This is a genomic window from Absiella sp. AM09-50 (genome assembly GCF_003433845.1).
GTDB lineage: Bacteria > Bacillota_I > Bacilli_A > Erysipelotrichales > Erysipelotrichaceae > Hoskinsella > Hoskinsella hominis.
The window spans coordinates 423,962-446,350 of sequence record NZ_QVFI01000001.1 but is presented as its reverse complement, the minus strand read 5'-3'; the positions used below and the strand labels follow the sequence as shown (position 1 = coordinate 446,350).

Annotated in this window: 22 protein-coding genes; 2 read left to right on the top strand and 20 right to left on the bottom strand. The window is 27.2% G+C overall.

Going from position 1 to position 22,389, the window contains the following annotated elements; all coding sequences use genetic code 11:
- Window positions 1–262 precede the first annotated feature (262 nt).
- A complete protein-coding gene (locus DW114_RS02215; RefSeq protein WP_117451935.1) occupies window positions 263–1,585 on the top strand; it encodes a class II D-tagatose-bisphosphate aldolase, non-catalytic subunit in 1,323 nt (440 codons plus the stop codon).
- 186 nt (window positions 1,586–1,771) lie between these two features.
- Here DW114_RS02215 and DW114_RS02205 read toward each other — a convergent pair whose 3' ends face one another.
- From DW114_RS02205 to DW114_RS02120, 20 genes are all read right to left on the bottom strand, one after another.
- The gene (locus DW114_RS02205; protein WP_117451931.1) at window positions 1,772–2,971 is read right to left on the bottom strand and encodes an ATP-binding protein; all 1,200 of its coding nucleotides are present in this window, start codon (window positions 2,969–2,971) and stop codon (window positions 1,772–1,774) included.
- A gap of 213 nt (window positions 2,972–3,184) precedes the next feature.
- Entirely contained in the window at window positions 3,185–4,042 is an 858-nt protein-coding gene (locus DW114_RS02200; protein WP_117451929.1) for a hypothetical protein, read from the bottom strand.
- Between the two features lie 43 nt (window positions 4,043–4,085).
- On the bottom strand, window positions 4,086–4,805 hold the full coding sequence (locus tag DW114_RS02195; protein WP_117451927.1) for a hypothetical protein: 720 nt from the start codon (window positions 4,803–4,805) through the stop codon (window positions 4,086–4,088).
- An 89-nt stretch (window positions 4,806–4,894) separates the two neighbouring features.
- Window positions 4,895–5,062: a hypothetical protein gene (locus tag DW114_RS21215; RefSeq protein ID WP_158552288.1), complete on the bottom strand. Its 168-nt coding sequence runs from the start codon at window positions 5,060–5,062 to the stop codon at window positions 4,895–4,897.
- Between the two features lie 23 nt (window positions 5,063–5,085).
- On the bottom strand, window positions 5,086–5,664 hold the full coding sequence (locus tag DW114_RS02190; protein WP_117451925.1) for a hypothetical protein: 579 nt from the start codon (window positions 5,662–5,664) through the stop codon (window positions 5,086–5,088).
- 55 nt (window positions 5,665–5,719) lie between these two features.
- Window positions 5,720–6,520: an ABC transporter permease gene (locus DW114_RS02185; protein ID WP_117451923.1), complete on the bottom strand. Its 801-nt coding sequence runs from the start codon at window positions 6,518–6,520 to the stop codon at window positions 5,720–5,722.
- Between the two features lie 17 nt (window positions 6,521–6,537).
- Window positions 6,538–8,475 carry a leucine-rich repeat protein gene (locus DW114_RS02180; RefSeq protein ID WP_117451921.1) on the bottom strand — a complete coding sequence of 646 codons (1,938 nt, stop codon included), beginning with the start codon at window positions 8,473–8,475 and terminating at the stop codon, window positions 6,538–6,540.
- On the bottom strand, window positions 8,453–9,256 hold the full coding sequence (locus tag DW114_RS02175; RefSeq protein WP_147322638.1) for a hypothetical protein: 804 nt from the start codon (window positions 9,254–9,256) through the stop codon (window positions 8,453–8,455). The genes DW114_RS02180 and DW114_RS02175 overlap by 23 nt, the downstream gene beginning before the upstream one ends.
- A gap of 56 nt (window positions 9,257–9,312) precedes the next feature.
- Window positions 9,313–10,812, bottom strand: a complete 1,500-nt coding sequence (locus DW114_RS02170; protein ID WP_158552287.1) for an Hsp70 family protein — start codon at window positions 10,810–10,812, stop codon at window positions 9,313–9,315.
- A 71-nt stretch (window positions 10,813–10,883) separates the two neighbouring features.
- The gene (locus tag DW114_RS02165) at window positions 10,884–11,618 is read right to left on the bottom strand and encodes a hypothetical protein (RefSeq protein WP_117451915.1); all 735 of its coding nucleotides are present in this window, start codon (window positions 11,616–11,618) and stop codon (window positions 10,884–10,886) included.
- Window positions 11,619–11,622: 4 nt separating this feature from the next.
- A complete protein-coding gene (locus DW114_RS02160) occupies window positions 11,623–12,270 on the bottom strand; it encodes a hypothetical protein (protein WP_117451913.1) in 648 nt (215 codons plus the stop codon).
- A gap of 130 nt (window positions 12,271–12,400) precedes the next feature.
- On the bottom strand, window positions 12,401–13,816 hold the full coding sequence (locus DW114_RS02155) for an LCP family protein (protein WP_158552286.1): 1,416 nt from the start codon (window positions 13,814–13,816) through the stop codon (window positions 12,401–12,403).
- A gap of 12 nt (window positions 13,817–13,828) precedes the next feature.
- A complete protein-coding gene (locus DW114_RS02150) occupies window positions 13,829–14,737 on the bottom strand; it encodes a sugar phosphate nucleotidyltransferase (protein WP_117451909.1) in 909 nt (302 codons plus the stop codon).
- On the bottom strand, window positions 14,734–15,339 hold the full coding sequence (locus tag DW114_RS02145) for a YitT family protein (protein ID WP_117451907.1): 606 nt from the start codon (window positions 15,337–15,339) through the stop codon (window positions 14,734–14,736). The genes DW114_RS02150 and DW114_RS02145 overlap by 4 nt, the downstream gene beginning before the upstream one ends.
- 6 nt (window positions 15,340–15,345) lie before the next feature.
- Complete coding sequence (locus DW114_RS02140; protein ID WP_117451905.1) at window positions 15,346–16,464, bottom strand: NAD/NADP-dependent octopine/nopaline dehydrogenase family protein; 1,119 nt, start codon at window positions 16,462–16,464, stop codon at window positions 15,346–15,348.
- A 1,096-nt stretch (window positions 16,465–17,560) separates the two neighbouring features.
- Entirely contained in the window at window positions 17,561–17,878 is a 318-nt protein-coding gene (locus DW114_RS21570; RefSeq protein WP_207732773.1) for a hypothetical protein, read from the bottom strand.
- A gap of 372 nt (window positions 17,879–18,250) precedes the next feature.
- The gene (locus tag DW114_RS21435) at window positions 18,251–18,454 is read right to left on the bottom strand and encodes a hypothetical protein (protein ID WP_199483605.1); all 204 of its coding nucleotides are present in this window, start codon (window positions 18,452–18,454) and stop codon (window positions 18,251–18,253) included.
- The gene (locus DW114_RS22145; protein ID WP_117451903.1) at window positions 18,417–18,602 is read right to left on the bottom strand and encodes a LicD family protein; all 186 of its coding nucleotides are present in this window, start codon (window positions 18,600–18,602) and stop codon (window positions 18,417–18,419) included. The genes DW114_RS21435 and DW114_RS22145 overlap by 38 nt, the downstream gene beginning before the upstream one ends.
- Window positions 18,603–18,626: 24 nt before the next feature.
- Window positions 18,627–19,418, bottom strand: coding sequence for a LicD family protein (locus tag DW114_RS02125; protein ID WP_158552285.1), 792 nt, complete (start codon window positions 19,416–19,418; stop codon window positions 18,627–18,629).
- 224 nt (window positions 19,419–19,642) lie between these two features.
- Window positions 19,643–20,899, bottom strand: a complete 1,257-nt coding sequence (locus tag DW114_RS02120; RefSeq protein WP_117451899.1) for a hypothetical protein — start codon at window positions 20,897–20,899, stop codon at window positions 19,643–19,645.
- 864 nt (window positions 20,900–21,763) lie between these two features.
- Between DW114_RS02120 and DW114_RS02115 the strand changes: the two genes are divergently transcribed.
- Window positions 21,764–22,315 (top strand): DUF6560 family protein, encoded by a 552-nt coding sequence (locus DW114_RS02115; RefSeq protein ID WP_054344618.1) that lies wholly within the window; start codon window positions 21,764–21,766, stop codon window positions 22,313–22,315.
- The last annotated feature ends 74 nt before the right edge of the window (window positions 22,316–22,389 follow it).

Below are 22,389 nucleotides of genomic sequence, written 5' to 3'. Positions count from 1 at the left end.
TTTCCCTCTTTCTATCCAGTCTTTCTCTATTATTATATCACGTTAAAGAATTTTCTCAACCGAAATCAAATCGCTTTCATTCCGATTTATACCTTATGATATCATATTTTTTAGATTTATGGAGAATTATGAGATAATTTATATATTTTTGTAGATTTGTATTTTTGTGCAAATGTTTTATACAAACTAACAAGCTGATTTGAATTCGTTTACATTCGTTTGAATCGTGTTATAATTTGTTTATCAAAGGAGGGTAATTATTATGCCACAAACAAATCCATTAAAACAAATTGTTACAAAACAAAAGAAGGGAGAACCCGTTGGAATTTATTCCTGCTGTAGTGCCAATGACTATGTTATTGAAGCTGCATTGATGCGTGCCAAAGAAGAAAATTCCTGTGTGCTGATTGAAGCTACTGCAAATCAGGTTGATCAAAACGGTGGGTATACTGGAATGAAGCCTCAGGATTTCCATGACTTCGTTATGCATAAAGCTGATCAGATTGGCTTTGACAAGAGTCGTGTATTCTTAGGCGGAGATCATTTAGGTCCACTAACATTCGCTGGGAAGCCAGAAGCAGAAGCTATGAAAGATGCTGAAGAACTGGTACGCTGCTATGTAGCTGCCGGCTTTACAAAAATTCATATTGACACAAGTATGAAAGTCGCAGACGATGATCCAAACATTCGTTTAAGTGATGAAATCATTGCATCACGTGGTGCCCGTCTTGCCCGCGTTTGTGAAGATACTTATCAGGAATTATTAAAAACCAATCCAGATGCTGTTCGTCCTGTTTATATCGTTGGTAGTGAAGTACCAATTCCAGGTGGTGCACAGGAAGAAAATGCAGGTATGCAGGTGACAAAAGTTGAAGATTTTAAAGCAACTGTAAAAACATTTGAGGAAGCTTTCGCAAAAGAAGGTTTACAAGATACTTGGAAGGATGTTATTGGTGTTGTTGTACAGCCTGGTGTGGAAGAAAAAGATGCTGGATGTACAGAATATGATCGTGAAAGAGCAAAAGATCTAATGGCAAGCATCAAAGAATTCCCTAACCTGGTATTTGAAGGTCACTCTACAGACTATCAGACAAAATATAAATTGAGAGAATTGGTAGAAGATGGCGTTGGTATCTTGAAAGTAGGACCAGCTATGACATATGCAATGCGTGAAGCTTTATTTGCCCTTGCTTATATGGAAGAAATGATGTTACATGGTACTGGTAAAGAAACTTCTCACTTTATCGATACTTTAGAAGAAGCAATGCTTGCAGAACCTAAGAACTGGAACAAGCACTATCATGGCGATGACAATGCATTATGGTTCAAGCGTAAATTTAGTTTCTCTGATCGCAGCCGTTACTACATGCCAAAACCTGCTGTTGCTGCCGCAAAAGATAAACTAATTGCGAACCTGCGTGAAGAAGGTATCTCACTTGCCGTATTATCACAATTTATGCCTATCCAGTACACAAAAGTACGTGAAGGTGCATTAGAAAATGATCCAGAAGCATTGATTCGTGATCGTATCATCAACTGCATTGATGAATATCTGTTTGCTTCTCATCAGAAAGAATTATTCTAAATCATATAAAGGAAAAGAGTCGTAAGGATGGAATTCCATTTGTCCGACTCTTTTTTATTTGCCGTTTCCGGGTACTCTTTTTCACTTTTTTTGATTTTTAGTACCCGGAAACGGTATTTTACTCTTAATAGTGTAATTATAAAAAATAAAAATTCGATATTTTTAAGTTCTGATTTACTAAATTTTTCAGTATGCATCACACAGCAAGAAATCAGCTACATGTACAATCTTAACTCCATTGATATTTCCACCAGCAAGTTCATCCAGTGTGACTACATATTTAGGATAATGATCTTTGATTTCCAAAAGATTTTCAATTTCTCTATCAGATTCTTCTGGCAGATTGCGACAAACTTGTACATAGATCCGCTCATCACGTTTCACTGCAACAAAATCAATTTCCTTTTTTTCATTTTTTCCAATATAAACCTGATAACCTCTTCGCCGCAATTCAAAATAAACAATATTTTCTAACATTGCAGCTACTGATTTAGGATTGAATCCCATGATACAATATTTTAATGAAGCATCCGCAAGATAAAATTTTTCTTGCGTTTTTAAAACAGATTTTCCCTGTAGATCATATCGAGGACAACGATAAATCACAAAAGCTTTTTCCAGCCATTCTAAATAATTATATACTGATTCAACAGATAACGCCCTTTTTTCACTCTTTAAGAACTTAACAATCGTATTTGCTGAAAAAGTTTTACCAACATTTTCAACAATGAATTTTACAACACGATTAAACAAATCAAAATTTGTAATATTATGTCTTTTTGTAATATCACTTGTAATTACTGAATTATATATACCTTCCACTATCTGATAGGATGATTGTTCATCAAAATCTCCTAATGCTACAATTGGAAATCCTCCCATACGAATATATTCATTCAAAAGTTCTTTCTTTGTCAAACTACTGTCTTTTTTGAATTCTATATATTCGGAAAAAGATAATGTGAACACAGGAATCGAGATATATCTACCTGTCAAATAGGTTGATATTTCACTGGACATCAATTTTGAATTAGAACCAGTCACATAAATATCAACATTTACATTCTCTAATAAACTATTGACAGCTTTTTCCCATCCATTTATTTCCTGAACTTCATCTAGTAGTAAATAATAACGCTGATCGTCAATAATTTGCATTTTGATATGATGATGCATTTCTTTATCATTCATTCCCTCGTCAAAATCTTCTGAAGTATAACGTATACAAATAATATGATCTTCTTTGATACCGTTATCAATCAAATCCTTCTTTAACATATCTAAAATTGTTGATTTTCCACAACGTCTAATTCCTACTAAAATTTTAACTAGCTGTATATCACGATATTTCCTTAAAGTATTTAAATATTCTTTTCTAATGATCATAGATGCATCCTCCTTTTTCTTAATTATATAGAAAAGTTTATTTAAGTACAATAGTTTTTATTGATTTTAAGTAAAAACTATAAGTTTTCATAAAGTTTATCATCATATTAAAAAATGTGAATCAATTTTTCCCTTTAATATTTATATGCCTATTAGTTAATAAAAATTTAGGGATGAAGTAATCCCTCCATCCCTATATGCATTATGAAAATTTTATCTGAACTCATCATTTCTTGCTTTTTTGTGTGATTTTATATATTCAAATGCTTCTTCTCCTACAAAAACACAAAATAGTTTTAAAACAAAATTTTTTATTAATAAGAATATAGTTTTAAAAGTTTGTATAACTACAACCATAAAATTAAAATCAGGATTGAAAAAATACCTTAGCATTAAATAAGTCGCTACAAAAAATGTTTGGCAGGCACTTGTAATAAAATATAATTTATCATCAAAAGTATATGAATCAAAAACTTTAATAACTAATAGTACCACTAATACTTCTAAAATGAATTTTGGTAGATCAAATAAATAACAAAGACTTATTAACCCTATCATCAATACAACCTCAATTATTTTGAATTCAATTGGTATATCAATAATAAAAATGCCAAAAAACAAGAATACCAAAGCTCCTAATAAACATAAGTTCCATGGATCATTAATCGTACCCTTTTCTTCTAAAATATCCCCAATTAGTTTACAGCTTTTATGATGATAATAATTTTCAAATCTGTCCTTCACTACATTGAATAAACAATTATAATGATCTTTTTTTATCATTTTTTGCTTTTTCATTAATTCTATTGATTCTAATGTCCAAGGAATTATTGCAGAAAACTCACCATATAATGCTATGGCAATAAATAATAAAAAGAGATATAAATTTAAAGATAAATTACTACTTAATAATTCTGGAGCAAAAGCATATAGACCAATAAAAAAACGTAAAGGATAGCCTAAGCTTACAAATATAAATACCATTGCAGCATTATTTATTGTTTTTGATATTTCATATAATATTGATAAAACAAAAATAAAACTTATTCCTACAAGCAATATGAATTTCATATCATTACCATAAAATTCAATTAAAATAAACGCTAATAAAACCCTACTTATCAAAAATCACTATAGAAAGAAAAATACCTTTCACATCATTTTTGAAAAGTCCGTGCAATCGATCATTTTTATCTTCTTCTTTATCGTTTTGTAATCCTCGTATATCATTCCATTGAAATCTTGCTTGATAAATTAAGAAATCTGTTATAAACCATATGAAGAATATTCTAAAGATATCAGAAATATTTAATAAAAAGCTTTGATTTTTAATAAGAATTGCACAGAAACTTCCTAAAATTATTAAAATACCTTTTTGTAAATCTTTTACTTTAGGATATACAAAATAGCTAATACTTCTTAAATTTATCTTATTCTTTTCTTTATCTTTTTCAGATAATCTATTTTGTTTATTAATTAGTGCTTTCTTTAAAGAAATTTCAGACATTTTTTTTGCTTTTGTGGATGAAAATATGTATATCACAAATGCTAAAGCCATATAAACAACAGTTGAACAAAATAAAAAAGTTCCTATATATGTAAAAAGGGTATTCGATTTTCCATCCATATTTATTAAATTTAAATATTGTACCGCAATCATAGTTAAGCTAAAGAAAATGGCACAAAAAGTAGCCACTGAATAGTTAAAATAATTAATAATAGAATATCTGTTTTTTAAATGCTTTATATTCCTTGTTGTAACTGGTGAACTAAAACTCATCCACATCACAAAGTTCTTATCATCTTTAGTTAATTCATCTTCTAATTTTCTCATATAATGAAATCTTAAAACAGCCATAACTCCCAAGGATGTGATATATCCAAAAGCTGTACAAAAAATTGCTATACTACCTATTAAAAGAATTAACTGTTCAAATTGAGAAAACTCTGGTTGCGAAATATACTAATACCTAAAATCACACTCAATATAGTTCCAGCTGCAGATATAACTTCAATCATTTGTGATTGACCACTTCTCTCATCTTCCCTACATTGCTCTAATTCAGCTAGTTTTAAATCATTTATATCCATAGCATTATATCCCTTTCAATCAATTATCCCCCTTGTTCTTGTTTCCAACGATCCTTAAATAACTTCACATATTTATAATATGTAGATCGTTTCATTCCTATCTTTTCTCGATATACTTCATGGCTCATTTCTTTTCGCATGATAGCTTTTATATTCTCTTCAAAATCTTCTGGAAGATCTAGTCTAGGACGCCCATAAGCGCCTTCTCCAAGCTCTTTCTTTTTCAAAGCTTTCTCTATTCCCTCTCGCTGTTTAACGGCTAAACGCTCTTTTTTGATGCTTTCCACGTAATCTAACATATCCAATAGCACATCAATGTCGATATCCTGGTTTTCTTCAATCAGATACAGTTTTGCACGTATTTCTTTTAATCGCTCCAAACGTACTTTTAACTTCTCCTCGTCTGGTGAAAACATATAAAAAGATGGAACATATAACTTATCAAACTCGTTCAATGTTTCCATCAATTGATTCCATACATTTCCTTTTTCATCTTCATCAATATAGACCTGTTGTTTCTTCATGTTTAACTGTTCTTCCAACATGTTTAATTGAAAATCTTTATTCTTTTGATTATCTATAAATGCATAAAAATATTCCATGATCACCTGTTCCTTTCTATTTTAATCATAAATATACTTTGAATTTAAGAAATTTTTATAAACCATTCTTTTTTATTTTCCAAACTCCTATATAAGTCATGAAAACAGATATTGTTATAAATAATAAGAATACACAAACTATTTCAACAAAATGTTCTTGTGTATGAATAAAACATTCTGTTGTATTATATTTTATGTTAATCGTTTCATTGGAAGCAAGTTTCTCTAAATTTGCTATACTTCCTAATGCATCCATTCCCCATTTACTTATAGTGAAAAAAGAAAACTTTTCTAAAATTCCTTTTAGTTCAAATAATGTTCCTGGCAAAATCATTTGAATTACTAAAACAAAAGGCATTAATTCCATTGCAGTAACACTACTTTTAACAAAAGATGATAATATCAATCCTAATATATCAGACGAATAAATAATCAAAAAAATCATGATAAAATACTCAATAATAGATTTTGTTATAATACCCTCTTTGTTATAAGAAAAAGTAAAAGTGAAAACAATCATAACTATTAAAGTTTGTATAAAGCATATAAATATTTGAAAAATCAACTCTGATAAAACAAAAGATCCAACACGCATTTCATTTAAAAAATCATCAATTATTCTTTGCCTACAAGAACAAATTGTTTGTATTGAATTAAATATTCCTAACCATATACTTGCGCAGACTAGAGTAAATATACCTGATCTTGTTGCTGAATATGTTTTAAAAATATCTTCTTTTAATACAAATGACATTAAAGAAATCATTAAAAATGCTAACACTACAAATTTATATTGTTTAACATTAATCATTTCATGAAATCTAGTACTTAAAAGCGTTTTTGTTTGCTTAATCATTATAACCTCTCCCAAATTTATTTAGTTTTTTTCATCACTTGCTGCCATCGCTTTATATAATAATTAGATTGTTCTTGGTTTTCTAAAATTTTGATGATATCACTGTATTTATCATTTTCTTTTAATTTAAAAAAATCTCTTGCATCTTTGGTTTCTCCAAAATATGCAACTCTGCCTATATCTTTTTCATCTACAGCTAATACAAGTAATTTATTAAAAACCTCTTCAAATTTAATTACTTTATCATTTTTCACAAAATCCTTTGGATGATGACTAACTACCGCTACAATACATCCTTCACAAGATTTTTCCCATAATTGTAAAAATAGTTGACTTGCAAATGGCTCGTCTAATCCTGAATCTGGTTCATCCATTGCATATATGTAACAATTACACAAATCAGCAACAGCCATCATTAATCGTTTTTTTTCACCTCCACTTAAATTTGAAATTTTTTTATCTAAAAGATTTTCAAGATTATATTTAGTTATGGTCTTTGTATATACTTCTTTTTTTATATAAATATTTCTTAACTCCAGCTTTTTTTTAATTTCTTGTTTTACTTTTAAATTAGGATTTGATAGAGAAAATTGTGGACCATATGTAAGAAATTTCATAAAATTGCTTTTTCCTTTTTTCAAATGATATACTTTTTCATTTTTCCCATTTTTTATCTTTAATTCTGAATAAACTTTAGACTGTTTCGTTATTCCAAATATACTTTTTAATAGTGTTGATTTACCAGATCCAGAACACCCCATGATAAATACCATATCTCCAGAAGAAAAAGACAAATTAATATCTTCTAATAAGACTTTCCTTTTATAACCAGAACCATATACTTTTTTTACCTCAGTATAAAAAGTGACTTCCTTAATATATCTTTTCATTTTGATTAAAGGATTTAATAATTTTATTGTTCTACCTTTACTATGCAATATATTATTTTGATTACAATAATTCTCAACTATCTTTGAATTAGATTCAATTAATATGTGATTATCTTTATTTTGACAGGCAAAAAAAGCATCTTGACCTATAAATTCAATATCATCTGGTAATTTTAAAAAGACTAATGGGTTTCCTGCAAATGCTCTTTCACCTATTTTTTTTATACTGTTTTTAAAATTCACATCAATCAATGAATCATTAAAAAAAGATTCATCACCTATGCTAATCACGTCTCCACGAAAGTTGCATGAAATTAAGTCAGAGCAATTACAAAAAGCACGACTATCTATTGTGATAATTCCACTTAATGATATACTTTTAAGGTTTTTGCAATTTTCAAAAGCAGATTCATTTATTACAATTATATCTTTATCAAAATTTATCGAGGTAATTATTTGATTATTTTTAAATGTTTCCTTTTCAATATAAACAATATCAGAATTAAATGTTAAAGCGCCATCTTCGTCGATATGATAATCAAAAATTCTATCAGTTAAAATCTCATATTTTATCAAATTGTTTTTACAATATTCGATAAAATACTTTTTTTCATAAAATTTTAAAACTATTTTGTTTCCTATTTGTCCACAATCTTTGAATGCAGACTCTCCAATAAATTCTACACTATCTGGAAGATAAACTTCATTAATCAAACAACAAAAAAAAGCATAATCTCCTATATATTTTAACGATTCAGGAAATGTGATATTCTCAATTTTAGTTTCTACAAAAGCGTAATCTCCTATATATTCTAAATCACCTAATATTATAATTTTTCGTAAAGAAGAACAGTTTTCAAATGCCGACTCTTCTATTCGCTTTACACCTATAGGTAGTATGATTTCTTCTAATTTATCACAATTTTTAAAACATTCTTTACTGATTACTTTTATATTAGACGATAATATAACTTTTTTAAAACTTTGATTTTTAAAATTTCCATCTTTCAAAAAAACTATATCATCTGAAATTATCAAACAATCATTTACTATGCTTATACCCATGATTTGATTCCTTTATCTTAACAAATGATTTTCTTAGGAGAATGTCTTTATATCTAAAACATGGACTTATTACTTCAATCACTTTATAAATCTTATTTTCGAAATCATAATTTACCCCAATATCAACTTCCATAATTTCTGGATTAAAAGAATCACCAATTTTCGGATTTTCTTCAACTATACTAAAATTTTCAATTTTTTGTTTTAATAATATTTTATGCCCATTTAATCTATCGCATATTTGATCTATTTCTAAAATACCTTCTTCAATATTTTTAGTTATAAGATCAATAGAATCTAGTAATTCTAATAATCCTTGCAGTTGCAATTCCTTATAAGAATTATCAATTTTAATAATATCTTGGACAACTGATTTTATACAAATTTTAAAAATATTCTCATCTATTTTTTCACAATTAGCTAAATTTTTAATGAGATCCAAACTAGAATTAATATATTCTTTTTCTTTATTGATACAATAAACTTTATTTTGAAAAGAAATTAAAGATTTAATCATATTTGTATATTCATCAATATATTCTATTTTATTTTTCCCTTGTCCATTATCATTTTTATTTTCATTATCACAATTTGTTGATAACTTCTCTTTATTTATTTCTAGTTTATTATCTGTTTCATTAATTCTTAATTCTAGATTACAATTTTCTTCATTATTCTCATTATTATCCAGTTCCAGAACCACTTGTTCTTGTTCAGATTTTTTTTGTTCTACTATTTTCTCTTTTGATTCCTCGATATACTCGTTTTTCATTTTGTTCACTTTTATAATCATCCTTTTTATTAGTCTAATGAATTTCTTTATACATTTAATCATTATTATATACCATCTTCAAATACCTTTACACTAAAATTCTGGTCTGGATGATTATCACTATGAACAGATAAAGTCAAAATCCCCATTTCATCTAAAGTATAAATCACATCCATATAAGTCTCTTTTGGAACAATATAATTAAATACAAATCTGAACTGTTTTAATAACTTTTGGCTTCTGATTTCACTATAATCTTCCTCACCTTCTTTAATATTTCCTTCATAAACTGTATAAATTACTGAATCAGTAGCAGTATGTGTACAAAAATTTTTTGATTTCACAACAGGTAAATATTCATTATAGTATATAACATTACTAATCTTTTCAATTTCTGAATTTCCTATAAAACATCTTGTACCATAGCTATGATTTGTTTTTAATATTGTTGATACACTATCGTTTTCTTTATACAATATATCTCCAAATGCTATTGCCGATTCAGGATAATGTAGATTTATACTCATTGTAGGAAAGACTCTTGAAAGATTCTCCTTTATCATAGGCATATATGTACTTCCACCACATAATATAATTTGAGATATTGGATAATCGCTATTATCATTGATTAATGTTTCACATACTGTTAACGTTTTTTCTATTAATTGCTTTGTTTCTTCTTCAAAATCAGTTCTTCTAATGATAATACTATAGCCACAATTTAATACAAATATTGATTCATCAGCTTCACTTAATCGCATTTTTAATTCTTCAACTTTATGCAAAAATTTTATATAATCTCTTTCTTTTTGCTTTATTTTTTTTAATTCATTCAATCCATCGTCACTTAAGTTTTCATATTCTAAGCGTTTTATAATGTGATTTCCTAATAATTCATCCCATTGATCTCCACCTAAATTTTTAATTCCCTGATGATCAATAACAGTTAAGTCCCCTAAAATATCTTTATGTACAATAGCTGCATCAAAAGTTCCCCCACCTAAATCATATACAAGAACATTATCATTTGTCTCTATATTTTTTTCCTTCATAATATAAAAATAATGAATTGCAGCCGCTACAGGTTCCTCAATCATTGCAATTACTTTTATAAATTTATCTGTTCCTTTTATGCTTATATTTTCTACTGCCTTTTTAATTTTACTTTTATATTTTTCAGAAAACCCTACTGGAAAAGATAAAACAACTTCATCTACTGCATCTTCATAAATACTCTCAAGTTTTATATTTACTATATCATTTATTAAATGCTCAATGTATTTTTGTACAATATACATTTTTTCAAATGATATTCCATCTATTACTACATTTTCTTCTTCATTATCTAAAACTACCTTTATTGATTTTATGAAATTATTGGGAAAAACATCAATATAATCTTTACATCTACTCCCATAAATTTCTCCAGTATTTGACTTATAAAAAAATAAAGATGGTTCAGGCTGATTGTTTTTCATGATATTTATTAATTTACCATCCCCTTCATTACTATAGAATGCACAATACGAATTTGTTGTCCCAAAGTCAATTCCTATCCTTGACATAAAATTATCCTCCTCTTTTTTTAATTTTATGATAATTCCCATTTCTATCAGTTAAACGATTATTAATTGTTTTATTTTCTATGATTTATATTTTTCTCATACCATTCTCTTCCTCTTTTTCCACATTCATCTCTTATTTTATCCCTTAGTTTAGCAGTATTAGTTTGCAACTCTACCATTTCCTCATATAACTTTTGCGATGCTTCTCCTAATAATTTTGCTAATTTTTTATATTCTTGTAACTCTTTATTTTTCACTTTTTTATTTTTCTTTTCCAATTGATTAATAGCTTTTAAAAGATCTTTTTGTTGCTTTTTTGAAACTTTATAATCATCGTATGCTTGGTTTCCTAGCAACATACATCTAAAATGTAAACTTGTATATCGATGAAATTTACTTTTTTCTAAATGCTTTTTAATTTCATATTCTAAATTTGCTTGCAATGTGTTAGCTAATTCATTTAATTCATTAAATCTTTTTCTCCACGCATTATTTACAGTAATATATCCTTTTATTTCAGCTTTTCTTATTATATCTTTACTATAGTTAAGTTGTTTATTGATTTTCGTAATTTCAGAATCATATCTTTTAATTTTTAGATCTTGTTTACTTTTACATTTTCTAATTACTTTCTTAATTTTATATTTCCTGTATACCTTAAGTATAATCATTAGAACTAAAAAGATAACAATAAGCACAAAAGTAATTACTATATATTCTTTTTTTATATCAAAAGTATTACTTAAATAATCTAACATTTGTAAAATTTTGAATTTTATTGTATTCCATATTTCTTTTGCCCACATAATTTTAGTCCTTCATATAGATTTCATATAGCTTAATATATTTATTAGAATAATCCTGAGAGATTTTCTCTCTCAAGTGTAATAAGAATAAATATTCAGTTTTATATTTTCCAAATAAAGGTTCATTATTTGTTTTTTGCATAATCTTTTTTAAACTTGTTTCAATTTCTTGTAAAAAATATTGTTCTCGCTCTTTAAACTCTTTCATTAATTGATCATATTTCCTACAATTCTCAGCAAACTTTTTATCTTTTCGAGTAAAAGTTTCTTGCAATTCTTTCAACTTAAGATCATAGTTTAATAGCAGTTCTTTCTCTAGATAATCATATTCACGATCGATTGCTTCTAATTTTGTTTCCACACCAGCTTCAATTGTCTTTACATAACATTTCTCCTTAGATTGAATATATTGTACTATCACATCAGCATCTAATTCTGCTTTTTTTTCATCTACTTTTAATCTTTTGCTATCCATAATTAGCTCTCCCACATCTTTTACAAAAGATGGTAAAATGGATAACCTAGAATAATTTAATACTTCATTGTTTTTACTATTTAGAAACTCAGATATTTCTGTAATTGTAGAAATATCAAAACAATTTGATATTGATTCGAAATTTTTTGTCATTAAATCAGTTTCTTCAGCCTTCATATAACGAACCTCCTCATTGTTATAAACAATGTTTAAAATATATCATTGATTCTATAGTATAAATCAATTTGAAAAATACAAAGAAGAAATAATCTCGCTTAAAACAATCTATTTCTTCCTTAATATTTTTTCATTCTATGATTTCATTTTTTTCTATTTTTCTCATCATCTCTACTGCTTCATGTACACTGTCCATATCCGGATATGCCACATAAGCATTGAAGCCATTGGCTGGTGTCCAATCACTTCCACCTGTACCACTTACACTGATCTGTTTAATTTTCCAGCCTGCCATATCATCTAACTGCATATTGATGATTGCTTTTATTTCATCCTCATTCATATTTGTTTGGAAAGTATCTGCGATAGCATCTAACACACTTGAATAATTTGTAATGATGGCAGGTGATGTGATCTTATTGATGATTGCTGTTAATACCCTCATTTGATCACGACCTCTTTCAAAGTCACCATCCACAAAGGAATATCGCTCACGAGAGAATGCTAATGCCTGTGCCCCATTTAGTTGGATATCTCCTTCTTCAAAATGAAAACCTCCAGCACTAAAATCATGAGGGTTACTTATGGTAACTCCACCTAATGCATTCACAATCTTTTCTAAACTTGAGAAATTCACTCTTGCATAGTAATTTAATTCTATACCAAAGAAGTTTTCAACAGAAGTTAATGTACAGCCAACACCAAAGAATCCTGTATGGGTTAACTTATCTTTTTGGTTACCCTGACAAGTCTGTTCAATATAATAATCACGAGGAATACTCGTTAGTAATATCTGTTTAGTTTTAGGATTGATGGTCGCAATCATGTTCACATCACTACGACCTGTTGTACTGATTTCACCATATGTATCAATCCCTGTGATATACACATTAAATGGAACATTTGTGACCTTGACATTCTTACTTAGATCCTCTTCCTCTATCTTATATTCAAATTGTGCGATTACCTTCGTCTTTCTACTAAAGTCAGGATGTTCATCTTCAATCGTAGCACGTGTACTTTCATCTAATAATAAAGCATCTACTTTATTATCATAAAAGTCTTCACTAAAAGTATTCATAGATTTATAAGAAATCAATGATACATCATCTGATATTTCTTTCTTTACATCACTTAATGCTCGATATACATACGTTGTTTCTCCAGTATCTGAATACCCTAATCTTTGTCCTTTTAATCCTTTTAAATCTTCTGCCTCATTATCACTTTTCACAATAACAGATACGATTGCATATCCTTCTTTTTGATTTGATATCTTACGTAAAGTACCATTACCTTTGTACATGGCATAATCACCAAACAACAATAGAATAGATACTAAAACAATCAATACTTTTCCTATCTTTGTACTTTTATTTTTAATCTGTGTATAAATAAGAACACCACATATCACAATCAATAAGATGATTAGTGGAATACAATATTTCATTGGCAACACATTTAATCTTAATAAAAGATATAAAGTAATCAAGGTGACTAGACCAACCACGCTTGTAAATATAATTTCTTTTTTATTTAATTTCATCTTTATACCCATTTAAACATTATATATAGGATCAATTTGTTTCAATTCATTAAATGTATCAATTTCAACAACATCACCTTTTTGTACTGGCCTTACCATGATTTGATAATGATCAATACATTCCTTCAAAGATACTTCATCCCAATACTTTTCTTTTCCTCCTGGACTATGAAATACTTCAGATATATCTACACTCATTTTTCGTGCATCTTCCTTATTCCAATATGAAATTCCAAACATATGATGAACATCTTTACCACCAACTTTTACTTTTGTAATGATTCCATTCTTTGTTTCAAAACACCAATCATCTGTAATGTCTACTTTCATTCCTGTATAATTTGATGTATATTCATACTTTCGTATAATATCTTTATTATAAAGAACCAAATCTGATTCTAATACATATGAATTTTCTAACATGTTTTTCACAACATATGCGCTAGAAATATTATTTGCTTCATTATAAATAGGATTTTCTACAAATTTGATCATTGGATATTTATTCAATAATACATCAAATTGTTCACCTAAATACCCTCTAACAATTGTAATATCCTGTATACCAGCATCTAATACTGCATCTAATAATGTTTCAATAATTCTTTTCCCATGTACTTGTATTAATGGTTTTGGAGTATTTAAAGTTACTGGCACCATTCTGCTTCCAAATCCTGCTGCCATAAAAATAGCTTTTTTTACTCGATATGGCTCTAACCATTCATATCCTTTTAACGTTAATTCGTACTTACTTGTTTCTTCACTTATAATAAGTTCTTTAACTAACAGATCTTTAATCGTTTTATTAATCATTCCTGTAGAAACTAATAAATCTTTCGCCAATTCTCTTTGAGAGAATTTCATATCACGATTTCTTTCTATTTTAACTAATATTTCAAACTCTAATGGTGTTAAATTCATCGTACAATCTCCTCTTCTTTTAATCCAAACTTGCTTTCTCTTAATTTTGTACATATATTTAGTGTACTTGTTTCTATTACAGTGAATAATATTCCATAGATAACAGAACTAATACCAAACGAAATGATCCCAAACATTAAAATTGCAATACCTATATAACGAATTGTTAATGCAACATTAAATTTTCTGTTTTTCTTGTTTAATATCAAAGCAATCACGTCAAACCCTACAGTTGACGCATTTGCTGAAATACACAAAAAATAACCTAATCCTACCATGATACCTGCTATTGAAACACATATTATGGGATTCATTATAAAAGAAATTGGTAATACATGAAAAAAGCTCAAAAAAAACATATAGCATACACTGGATAATAATGATTTTAAAACGAATTCTTTTCCCAAAAAGATAAATGACAGTAATAATAATATAATTGTAAAAATATTAGCAATTACAGTCACATCCGTATTAATTAATTGCGATATGATAAGTGAAAAGCTAGTAACTCCACCATTAATAATATGATTAGGAACTGTAATTAACGCATATGCAAATGTAAGAATTATATTCCCTAAAATAATTTTTATAATATCTTTCATAATTTTCTAATACTCTTTATTATAAAATGTCTCTATATCAAGAGGAGTTTTTAAATCATAGTCTTGAGGTATACTAATTTCTTTTGAATCTATTCCTAAATGATCACAATCTACTAAATATTCTTTCTTAACTAATTTTTGATACCAAAAAAGCATCTTATCAATCATAGGCGTTTCCATCTTATAAATTAAACAAATAGCTTTTATAACCATTAATCCATATGGGAAATCTGCAGTAAAATATCTCGAATCTAAATCTGGATGTAATTGTTCATTTTTAAATATACTTGGCGTAGGAATACCTTTCAAGCTTTTAATGCTAATAATTTTTTTAGTTAATTCTTCTTTATTTTTAGATTCATAATGCTCTAATAATGATTTTACATTATTGAGATCTAAATTTATTTTCCTACATAATCTTTGAACTTCATTATCTGCATCTATTAAAATTTTACTACTTTTGTTATCCCATTCCTCATAAAATAATGGAATGTATTTATATCCACATTCTTTATTATAATCTTCAAATATAGAATAAAGTCTTGATGTATGCAAAATCGGATTACTTGGAGTTAAGGTAACAGATAGATAATTGGGTAAAACAGTTGTATCAATATCAAATTTATTCTCAATAAATTTTTTAAATTCACCTGCACAATTGCTTGGAATGCTTCCCACAAACATGTGATTCCTTTTGCCAGAAGTAATAACCGATTTACCATATTCTTTTAAACGTGCGACAGAGCAAACTCTTTGAGTTCCATATATTTTTCCACCTTTTTTTATAAAATCTTTACAATAAAATTCTACACCTCCTGTCCCTGGATAAAATAAAACTTTTGTTTCTATATCAATTATTTTAAACACTTTAACAATTAAATCTTTAATTGCAAAAGCAGGTACTGTAATGATAACTAACTCACAATTTTTCAATACTTTTTCTAAATTATCACTTACCATGTTAATCTTTGATTGATATTCAGTATTTGTATCCTCATCAAATACAGTTATTAATGAGTTGAATTTTTCTGGTTTTCTAGAATATAAATTAACTTTATCATTTAAAGATAATTGTGCACTTATTAATGTTCCGATATTACCACTGCCTAGTACTGCTATATTCATTTTATCGTACCAAGTATATTAAAGTTATTCATAATGAGTAATAATTCAATATACCAATTTTCCTTTCTGTCTGAGAAACTTAATATCACCTCAAACCGTGATAAAAATCTAGAATTGTAATAATGGATTAGTTAGCTCCTTATTACATTGACTTTTCTGAAAAGGACTTACTACCTTAATAGTTACATTTATATTTAAATTATTAACATACCAAGTTTTTAATGCCTTTAAAGTAAATGAATATCCAATCACAAATTATAAAAAAATTTTTTAATCATGAAATTTTTTCTTTGATATTGCTAAATATAAACACAATGAAATAATCTTCTACTTGTCATAGAAGATAGAGGACACTATAACTTTGTAAATAAAAGATATTTATCAACCTACATTTATAAAGTGCCTTTATCAATCCTGTTACAACTAGAGTCTAAAAGAACTCATTTAGAAACAGTTAAAAGTGATAATGAGAAGATATAGTATATTGTATAGTATTAATAAAGACGATTGTCTTATCACTTCTATTCAAGTAAAGAAATCATATGAAGCAAAAAAATTAATTCATTATCTTACTCAATTAATTATTAAAATATATTATAAGAAGAATCTCCTTCAAAGATGTATCAATATTGATTTTCTTAAATTAAATGCGTTATTCAATACCAAACATACACTTACCTATTTCAATATTCTAAGAGTATATAGCGATATCTGTTCTTTAAGAAAACGTTCACCAATTTGTAGAATTAGATAAACAAAGAAAAGAATTTTTAATACCTCTATTTTAGCCAAGATTGATGAAATTAGTAAATATCAAAATGCAAATAAACGATTAAATTAGCAATAGTAAAATGTGATACTTGACCTTATATTTATTAATGATTTGATACCATACTTCACCAGAAGAAAACTACCTTTTTTTAATTTGAATGTAAATTTTTTTATATTGAACATTAATTAAATGCTATTTAGATCTGTCCTGTATGCACTAAAATCTGATCAAATTACTTATCACATTTTTTTATTACTTCAGATAAATGAATGATATCAGGTCTTGTTCCTATGATTGTCATCAGTTTTAATTTACTCATTGCTTTCAACCACCTTTTTCAAAATATGTATCAGGTTTATTTGGATCAAACATTTCATTTGCCCAAATGATCGTTACCATATCTGTTTTTCCTAAATTAATGATGTTATGAGTATAGCCAGTTGGAATATCTACAACTTCTAACCTATCTCTACTTACTTTATATTCAATGATTTTATCATCACCGATTTTTCTAAACTGTATTAGTCCAATTCCACTAACAACTAAGAATTTTTCATTTTTTGTATGATGCCAATAATTCCCTTTTGTAATACCCTGTTTAGAAATATTGACACTAACTTGACTATATTCTTTCGTTTTCAAGAACTCTGTGAAGCTACCTCTATCATCTATATTCATTTTCAGATAGATAACTTAAATATGTTGCATATAGTTTCTTTGTTAATCCATCTTCTTGATCAATGATTTGTAAAGTCATTCTTGAGTCTTTAAACCTCTTTATCGTTTCTGCTAAATCACCTAGTGAACAATTATAGACCTTTTCCACTCCACAATGAATACCATCAAAGATATAAGGATTGCTACAAATGCAAAAAATGATTTTTTCTACAACATCACCTATACAACATCAGGATCATTAATTTGTATATCCAAACCATGAGCAATATTATAACAACATGTCGCAACTACACTGTTATAATTTGGTCTGCACAATTTACCGAACAGATTAACAAATCAGTAAATATAAATAGGATTCCCATTTTCTTTACCAAAAGCAAGAAGAAAATCTTCGCCTTCTTTTTTACTTTTTCCATAATCATTATCACTAGCTGCTTGAATAGAAGACGAGATTATGATTGGGCACTGGTTTTTAGCTTCTTTCAAATAAGAGCAAAGAGTCTCAGTAAAACCTTTGTTTCCTTCCAAATAATAGACCATAATCTTTATCGTTCCACACATAAAAAAAACTTATTAGAGTTAATTTTTTCATTATTTTGCAAACTTTATCATATTCATTTCTTAACATTAAAATATCTATATCATCATCCAAAGAAATAAATAATTTTTTATCTTCACTACCATTCAAATTTGTATTTTATTAAAGGTGTTTTTAATCAATATAAAATGCTTTAAAAGCATGATGTGTAATCTGCTCATTTTTTGGAGGTAGTTCCAAATAATCGCCATATATGCTTTTTAAATATTGATCATACCCTTCCATTACAAAGAATTCTTTATTTTCAAAAGGTAATAATAAATATTTACTAAATATTTCTTTCTTTATAGGTTGATTATTTTTTGAACCAAAAGCAACACATGATACATAATTTGAACTATCATAATTATAATGACTTGCATTATTACACATAAGTTTCACTATTAATTTAAGTGGAATAAAAATAAACAATAGTTTTCCAACAAATAGTATAAAGTTTTTGTGCAATTTTCTACTTTTTACCAATTTTACAACTTTTACATTGTATATTTTTTTTAATCGTATTTGTCTTTTTAAAACAATTTGTTTAGCATCTACAGCATCGATAGGAAATAAATCAATATTTATACCCATTTTGAATTTAATATCACTTTTTTCTATCAACACTGTATGTGTATCAATAATTTTTGCAAATGGAAAAGGATAATTATTATTTAATTCAAAAGAATAAACTTTATATCTTTCATTTTTATTATTAAACATTTTGATAAATTTGTTGTATTCTGGTCGTGTCATACATATGTCTATATCATCATCCCAAGGGATATATCCTTTGTGTCTAATGACTCCGATCAAAGTACCATAAGTTAAAGAATAATCTATTTTGTTATCCACACAAAAATCATGTACAACTTGCATGATTTCTAATTGTATTTTTTTTAATTCCTCTAATTCTATTTCTCTCATATATTTCTCCATTCTTTCTAAATTACAAAGGTAAATAATTAATTATTAACTTTACTTATTTACCTTAATTTCTTTAAACATGGGTTGACATGTAGCATTCCTACCAATTTATGTATTAAAAACAACTTTTGCTCACTAGTAACATCAAATCTCTCCCCCCATTAAATGATAAGGCTCCATATGATCTCTAGTCATGACTCTTATTTTGTGCTATCTTACCTTATTTAAACGGTTAATTGAGATTTCATTTTTTCACAAATATATGGTGGATAAGCAAAGTAATACATTTTTAATATCGAATCGAATGGAATATCTGTAAACTGGTTTTTTCTAATAAATTTTTCGATTTCCCCTATATCGTAAAATTCATTTTTTATAACTATCATTTTTGCTGGATATTTATCTAGTAATTTTATTGTTGGATCCGAAGAATTTTCTGCAATATGCAAGATTGCTTTTCCAGTTGATATATATTCAAATGTTTTACTAGGAATTTGTGTCACATTCTTATTACCTATGGATAAAAGAATATTTCCCATCAATCTAGCTTTTGAAGCTTCCACACTAGTAACTTTACCATGAGAAATAACCTTCTCCGGAAATTTATTTGACTGTTTTTCTACAAATATATTTCCTGATCCAAACGAATAAAAATCACCCACAATATCTTTAGACATTTGTATAAGTAATTCTAAAGCGAATTCTGGATTTCTTATTTTTTCATCTAAAATACCTGTATAAACTATATGAATATTTTCATCATAAGATTTATTTATGCACTCATTTTTTTTTATCAAAAGTGGATGTTCTACTTCTATAGACTTAGTTAGAAATTCTGAAAAATTTTCATTTAAATAGTCTGTCCAATTTGAAACATAAAAAATACATTTAGAATGTTCTAGCATTTTCCTTTCTAATCTCATATTAGCTTTCTTTTTCAATCGTTTATTAAATGTACATCTATTTAGATTATTGTTTTCAGCAAATAAGTCAAATATAAATGGAATAATCTCAACATCTTTTCTTTCTTTGAATTTTAGAGCAGCATTTATACTTTCAAACGGACTACATGTGGGTATGATATAATCGATGGGACTATTTATATTTTGTAAAGCAAGAATAAATTTTTTTTCTAAAGCTTTATCTATAGTGTTTTTTGAAAAGATTATTCTAAAAAAACCATATAATCTTAAAATTTTTTCACATTTTAAATATATATATTTTTTTATACCTTCACTTGCTTTAATTTTTTCCTTAATAATCATGCGTTTATCTAAATATTTTGTAGATACTCTAATAATATCTTGCCTTCGATAGATGGCTTTTTCTTCTTGATCAAATTTGTTTTTCATACTTATAACAGTTATATTGTAATCTTCTTCTAAAATATCTGCTATATTCCCTAAACATTTGCCAACAGCAGAATAATTAGGATAATAACTTCCCAAAATAAATACAATATTTTTTCGAATAGAACTCATAATAATTTGATTTCCTTCCTTTAGTTTATTGATTTTAATGTACCTTATTTATAAATGTGCAATAAATGACTGTAATCTGTCAAAAACTCATAGAACCACTTAGATATCTGTGCGATTTTCAATTTCTTTTGATGTGAATTATTTTATCAATAATATCTTATCAATTTTTCATTTATTCACCTTGCAATATTACCTTTTTTGACACTGATTTATCAAAAAAAGTCAAGATTACTTTATCTATCACAACAATAATCATTAATTAATAATTGCTTTTTTTGATAAAGCTTGTTAATTTATTTTAATGAATTTTTTTATTCATCTTTTTTGAGAGCAATACATTCACAATGTTTCTTATATATGCAAAAATATTAACACAACAAAATTAAATTCTTACATTAGTCCATTCCTATCATTATATCTTAATATATTCAAAAATAACTTTAATCTTATCTCATATTTTTTTGTTTAAAAAAAGATTAAAAATCTGATTATCTGCATAAATACAGGGACTTTAAGCAATATGAATGAAAATACAAAAGAAATTTACCACTAATTTACTACGATTGAAAGAACCTTGATACGACAAAGAAAATAACATAAAAAAAACAAAATGGCATTTCATACAAGATATGAGATGTCTTTTTGTTGCTGTAACATAGCATAAAGTGTCCTTTTTCTGCTTGATTATCTACCATTTTTTTAGAACATGGATTGTCAAGAGCTTGTTGCGTAAGCAATGCTTGCTCTCTTGATAAGACATGGGATAAAAAATATTGTGACGGATAGCAGAAAAATAATGACTACTTGATTTTTTGATGATATACTCTAATAAATAGAGACTAGAGGTTTTGGAGGGGATACTGTATGAAATATATAGGAGCAATTATAACAACATATATTGTTTTATTTGTTTTGGACATAATGCAAAGAAGAAATCATAAGCAAACACAATCCTTAAAAAAATTTACGGTTAGGACAATAACTGATGTAAGTATAGTTTGTGCTGTTGGAGCTATTTTTGTGATTGGTGCAATGGTATTTGCACTAATAGACGAACCTGAAATATTTAAGAAAAATACCTTTATTATGATTATAGTTGTTGCTCTTTTAGGACTGATGTTTTTGGGAATGATTGCACCACTCAAGGGCGTTTGGGATATTTGTGTAGACGACAATGATGTTACTGTTATAAAGGTATTTCTATTTAAAAGTCATTGGAAAATATCGGATATATCATATTGTAAAATGAAACGTGGTGGTATGAATGTGTACATTAATGGAAGAAAGAAAAAAGCATTTTTTGTTGATGCTATGACAGACCACTTCGACAATTTCATAAAACGAATGGAAAAAGAGGGAAAAGAGATTATTGTTCTAGAACCAAAAGAGTTAAGCAATCAAAAAAACAAATCCTAAAATTTTAGGTTATCGTATCACTATATTTATGCAAAACTTATCTATATAGGAATATTATGGATTTTGTTATATTT

Coding starts and splice junctions, on each gene's coding strand:
- DW114_RS02215 (WP_117451935.1), top strand. CDS start 263: ATGCCACAAACAAATCCATTAAAACAAATTGTTACAAAACAAAAGAAG.
- DW114_RS02205 (WP_117451931.1), bottom strand. CDS start 2,971: ATGATCATTAGAAAAGAATATTTAAATACTTTAAGGAAATATCGTGAT.
- DW114_RS02200 (WP_117451929.1), bottom strand. CDS start 4,042: ATGAAATTCATATTGCTTGTAGGAATAAGTTTTATTTTTGTTTTATCA.
- DW114_RS02195 (WP_117451927.1), bottom strand. CDS start 4,805: ATGAGAAAATTAGAAGATGAATTAACTAAAGATGATAAGAACTTTGTG.
- DW114_RS21215 (WP_158552288.1), bottom strand. CDS start 5,062: ATGGATATAAATGATTTAAAACTAGCTGAATTAGAGCAATGTAGGGAA.
- DW114_RS02190 (WP_117451925.1), bottom strand. CDS start 5,664: ATGGAATATTTTTATGCATTTATAGATAATCAAAAGAATAAAGATTTT.
- DW114_RS02185 (WP_117451923.1), bottom strand. CDS start 6,520: ATGATTAAGCAAACAAAAACGCTTTTAAGTACTAGATTTCATGAAATG.
- DW114_RS02180 (WP_117451921.1), bottom strand. CDS start 8,475: ATGGGTATAAGCATAGTAAATGATTGTTTGATAATTTCAGATGATATA.
- DW114_RS02170 (WP_158552287.1), bottom strand. CDS start 10,812: ATGTCAAGGATAGGAATTGACTTTGGGACAACAAATTCGTATTGTGCA.
- DW114_RS02165 (WP_117451915.1), bottom strand. CDS start 11,618: ATGTGGGCAAAAGAAATATGGAATACAATAAAATTCAAAATTTTACAA.
- DW114_RS02160 (WP_117451913.1), bottom strand. CDS start 12,270: ATGAAGGCTGAAGAAACTGATTTAATGACAAAAAATTTCGAATCAATA.
- DW114_RS02155 (WP_158552286.1), bottom strand. CDS start 13,816: ATGAAATTAAATAAAAAAGAAATTATATTTACAAGCGTGGTTGGTCTA.
- DW114_RS02150 (WP_117451909.1), bottom strand. CDS start 14,737: ATGAATTTAACACCATTAGAGTTTGAAATATTAGTTAAAATAGAAAGA.
- DW114_RS02145 (WP_117451907.1), bottom strand. CDS start 15,339: ATGAAAGATATTATAAAAATTATTTTAGGGAATATAATTCTTACATTT.
- DW114_RS02140 (WP_117451905.1), bottom strand. CDS start 16,464: ATGAATATAGCAGTACTAGGCAGTGGTAATATCGGAACATTAATAAGT.
- DW114_RS21435 (WP_199483605.1), bottom strand. CDS start 18,454: ATGGTCTATTATTTGGAAGGAAACAAAGGTTTTACTGAGACTCTTTGC.
- DW114_RS02125 (WP_158552285.1), bottom strand. CDS start 19,418: ATGAGAGAAATAGAATTAGAGGAATTAAAAAAAATACAATTAGAAATC.
- DW114_RS02120 (WP_117451899.1), bottom strand. CDS start 20,899: ATGAGTTCTATTCGAAAAAATATTGTATTTATTTTGGGAAGTTATTAT.
- DW114_RS02115 (WP_054344618.1), top strand. CDS start 21,764: ATGAAATATATAGGAGCAATTATAACAACATATATTGTTTTATTTGTT.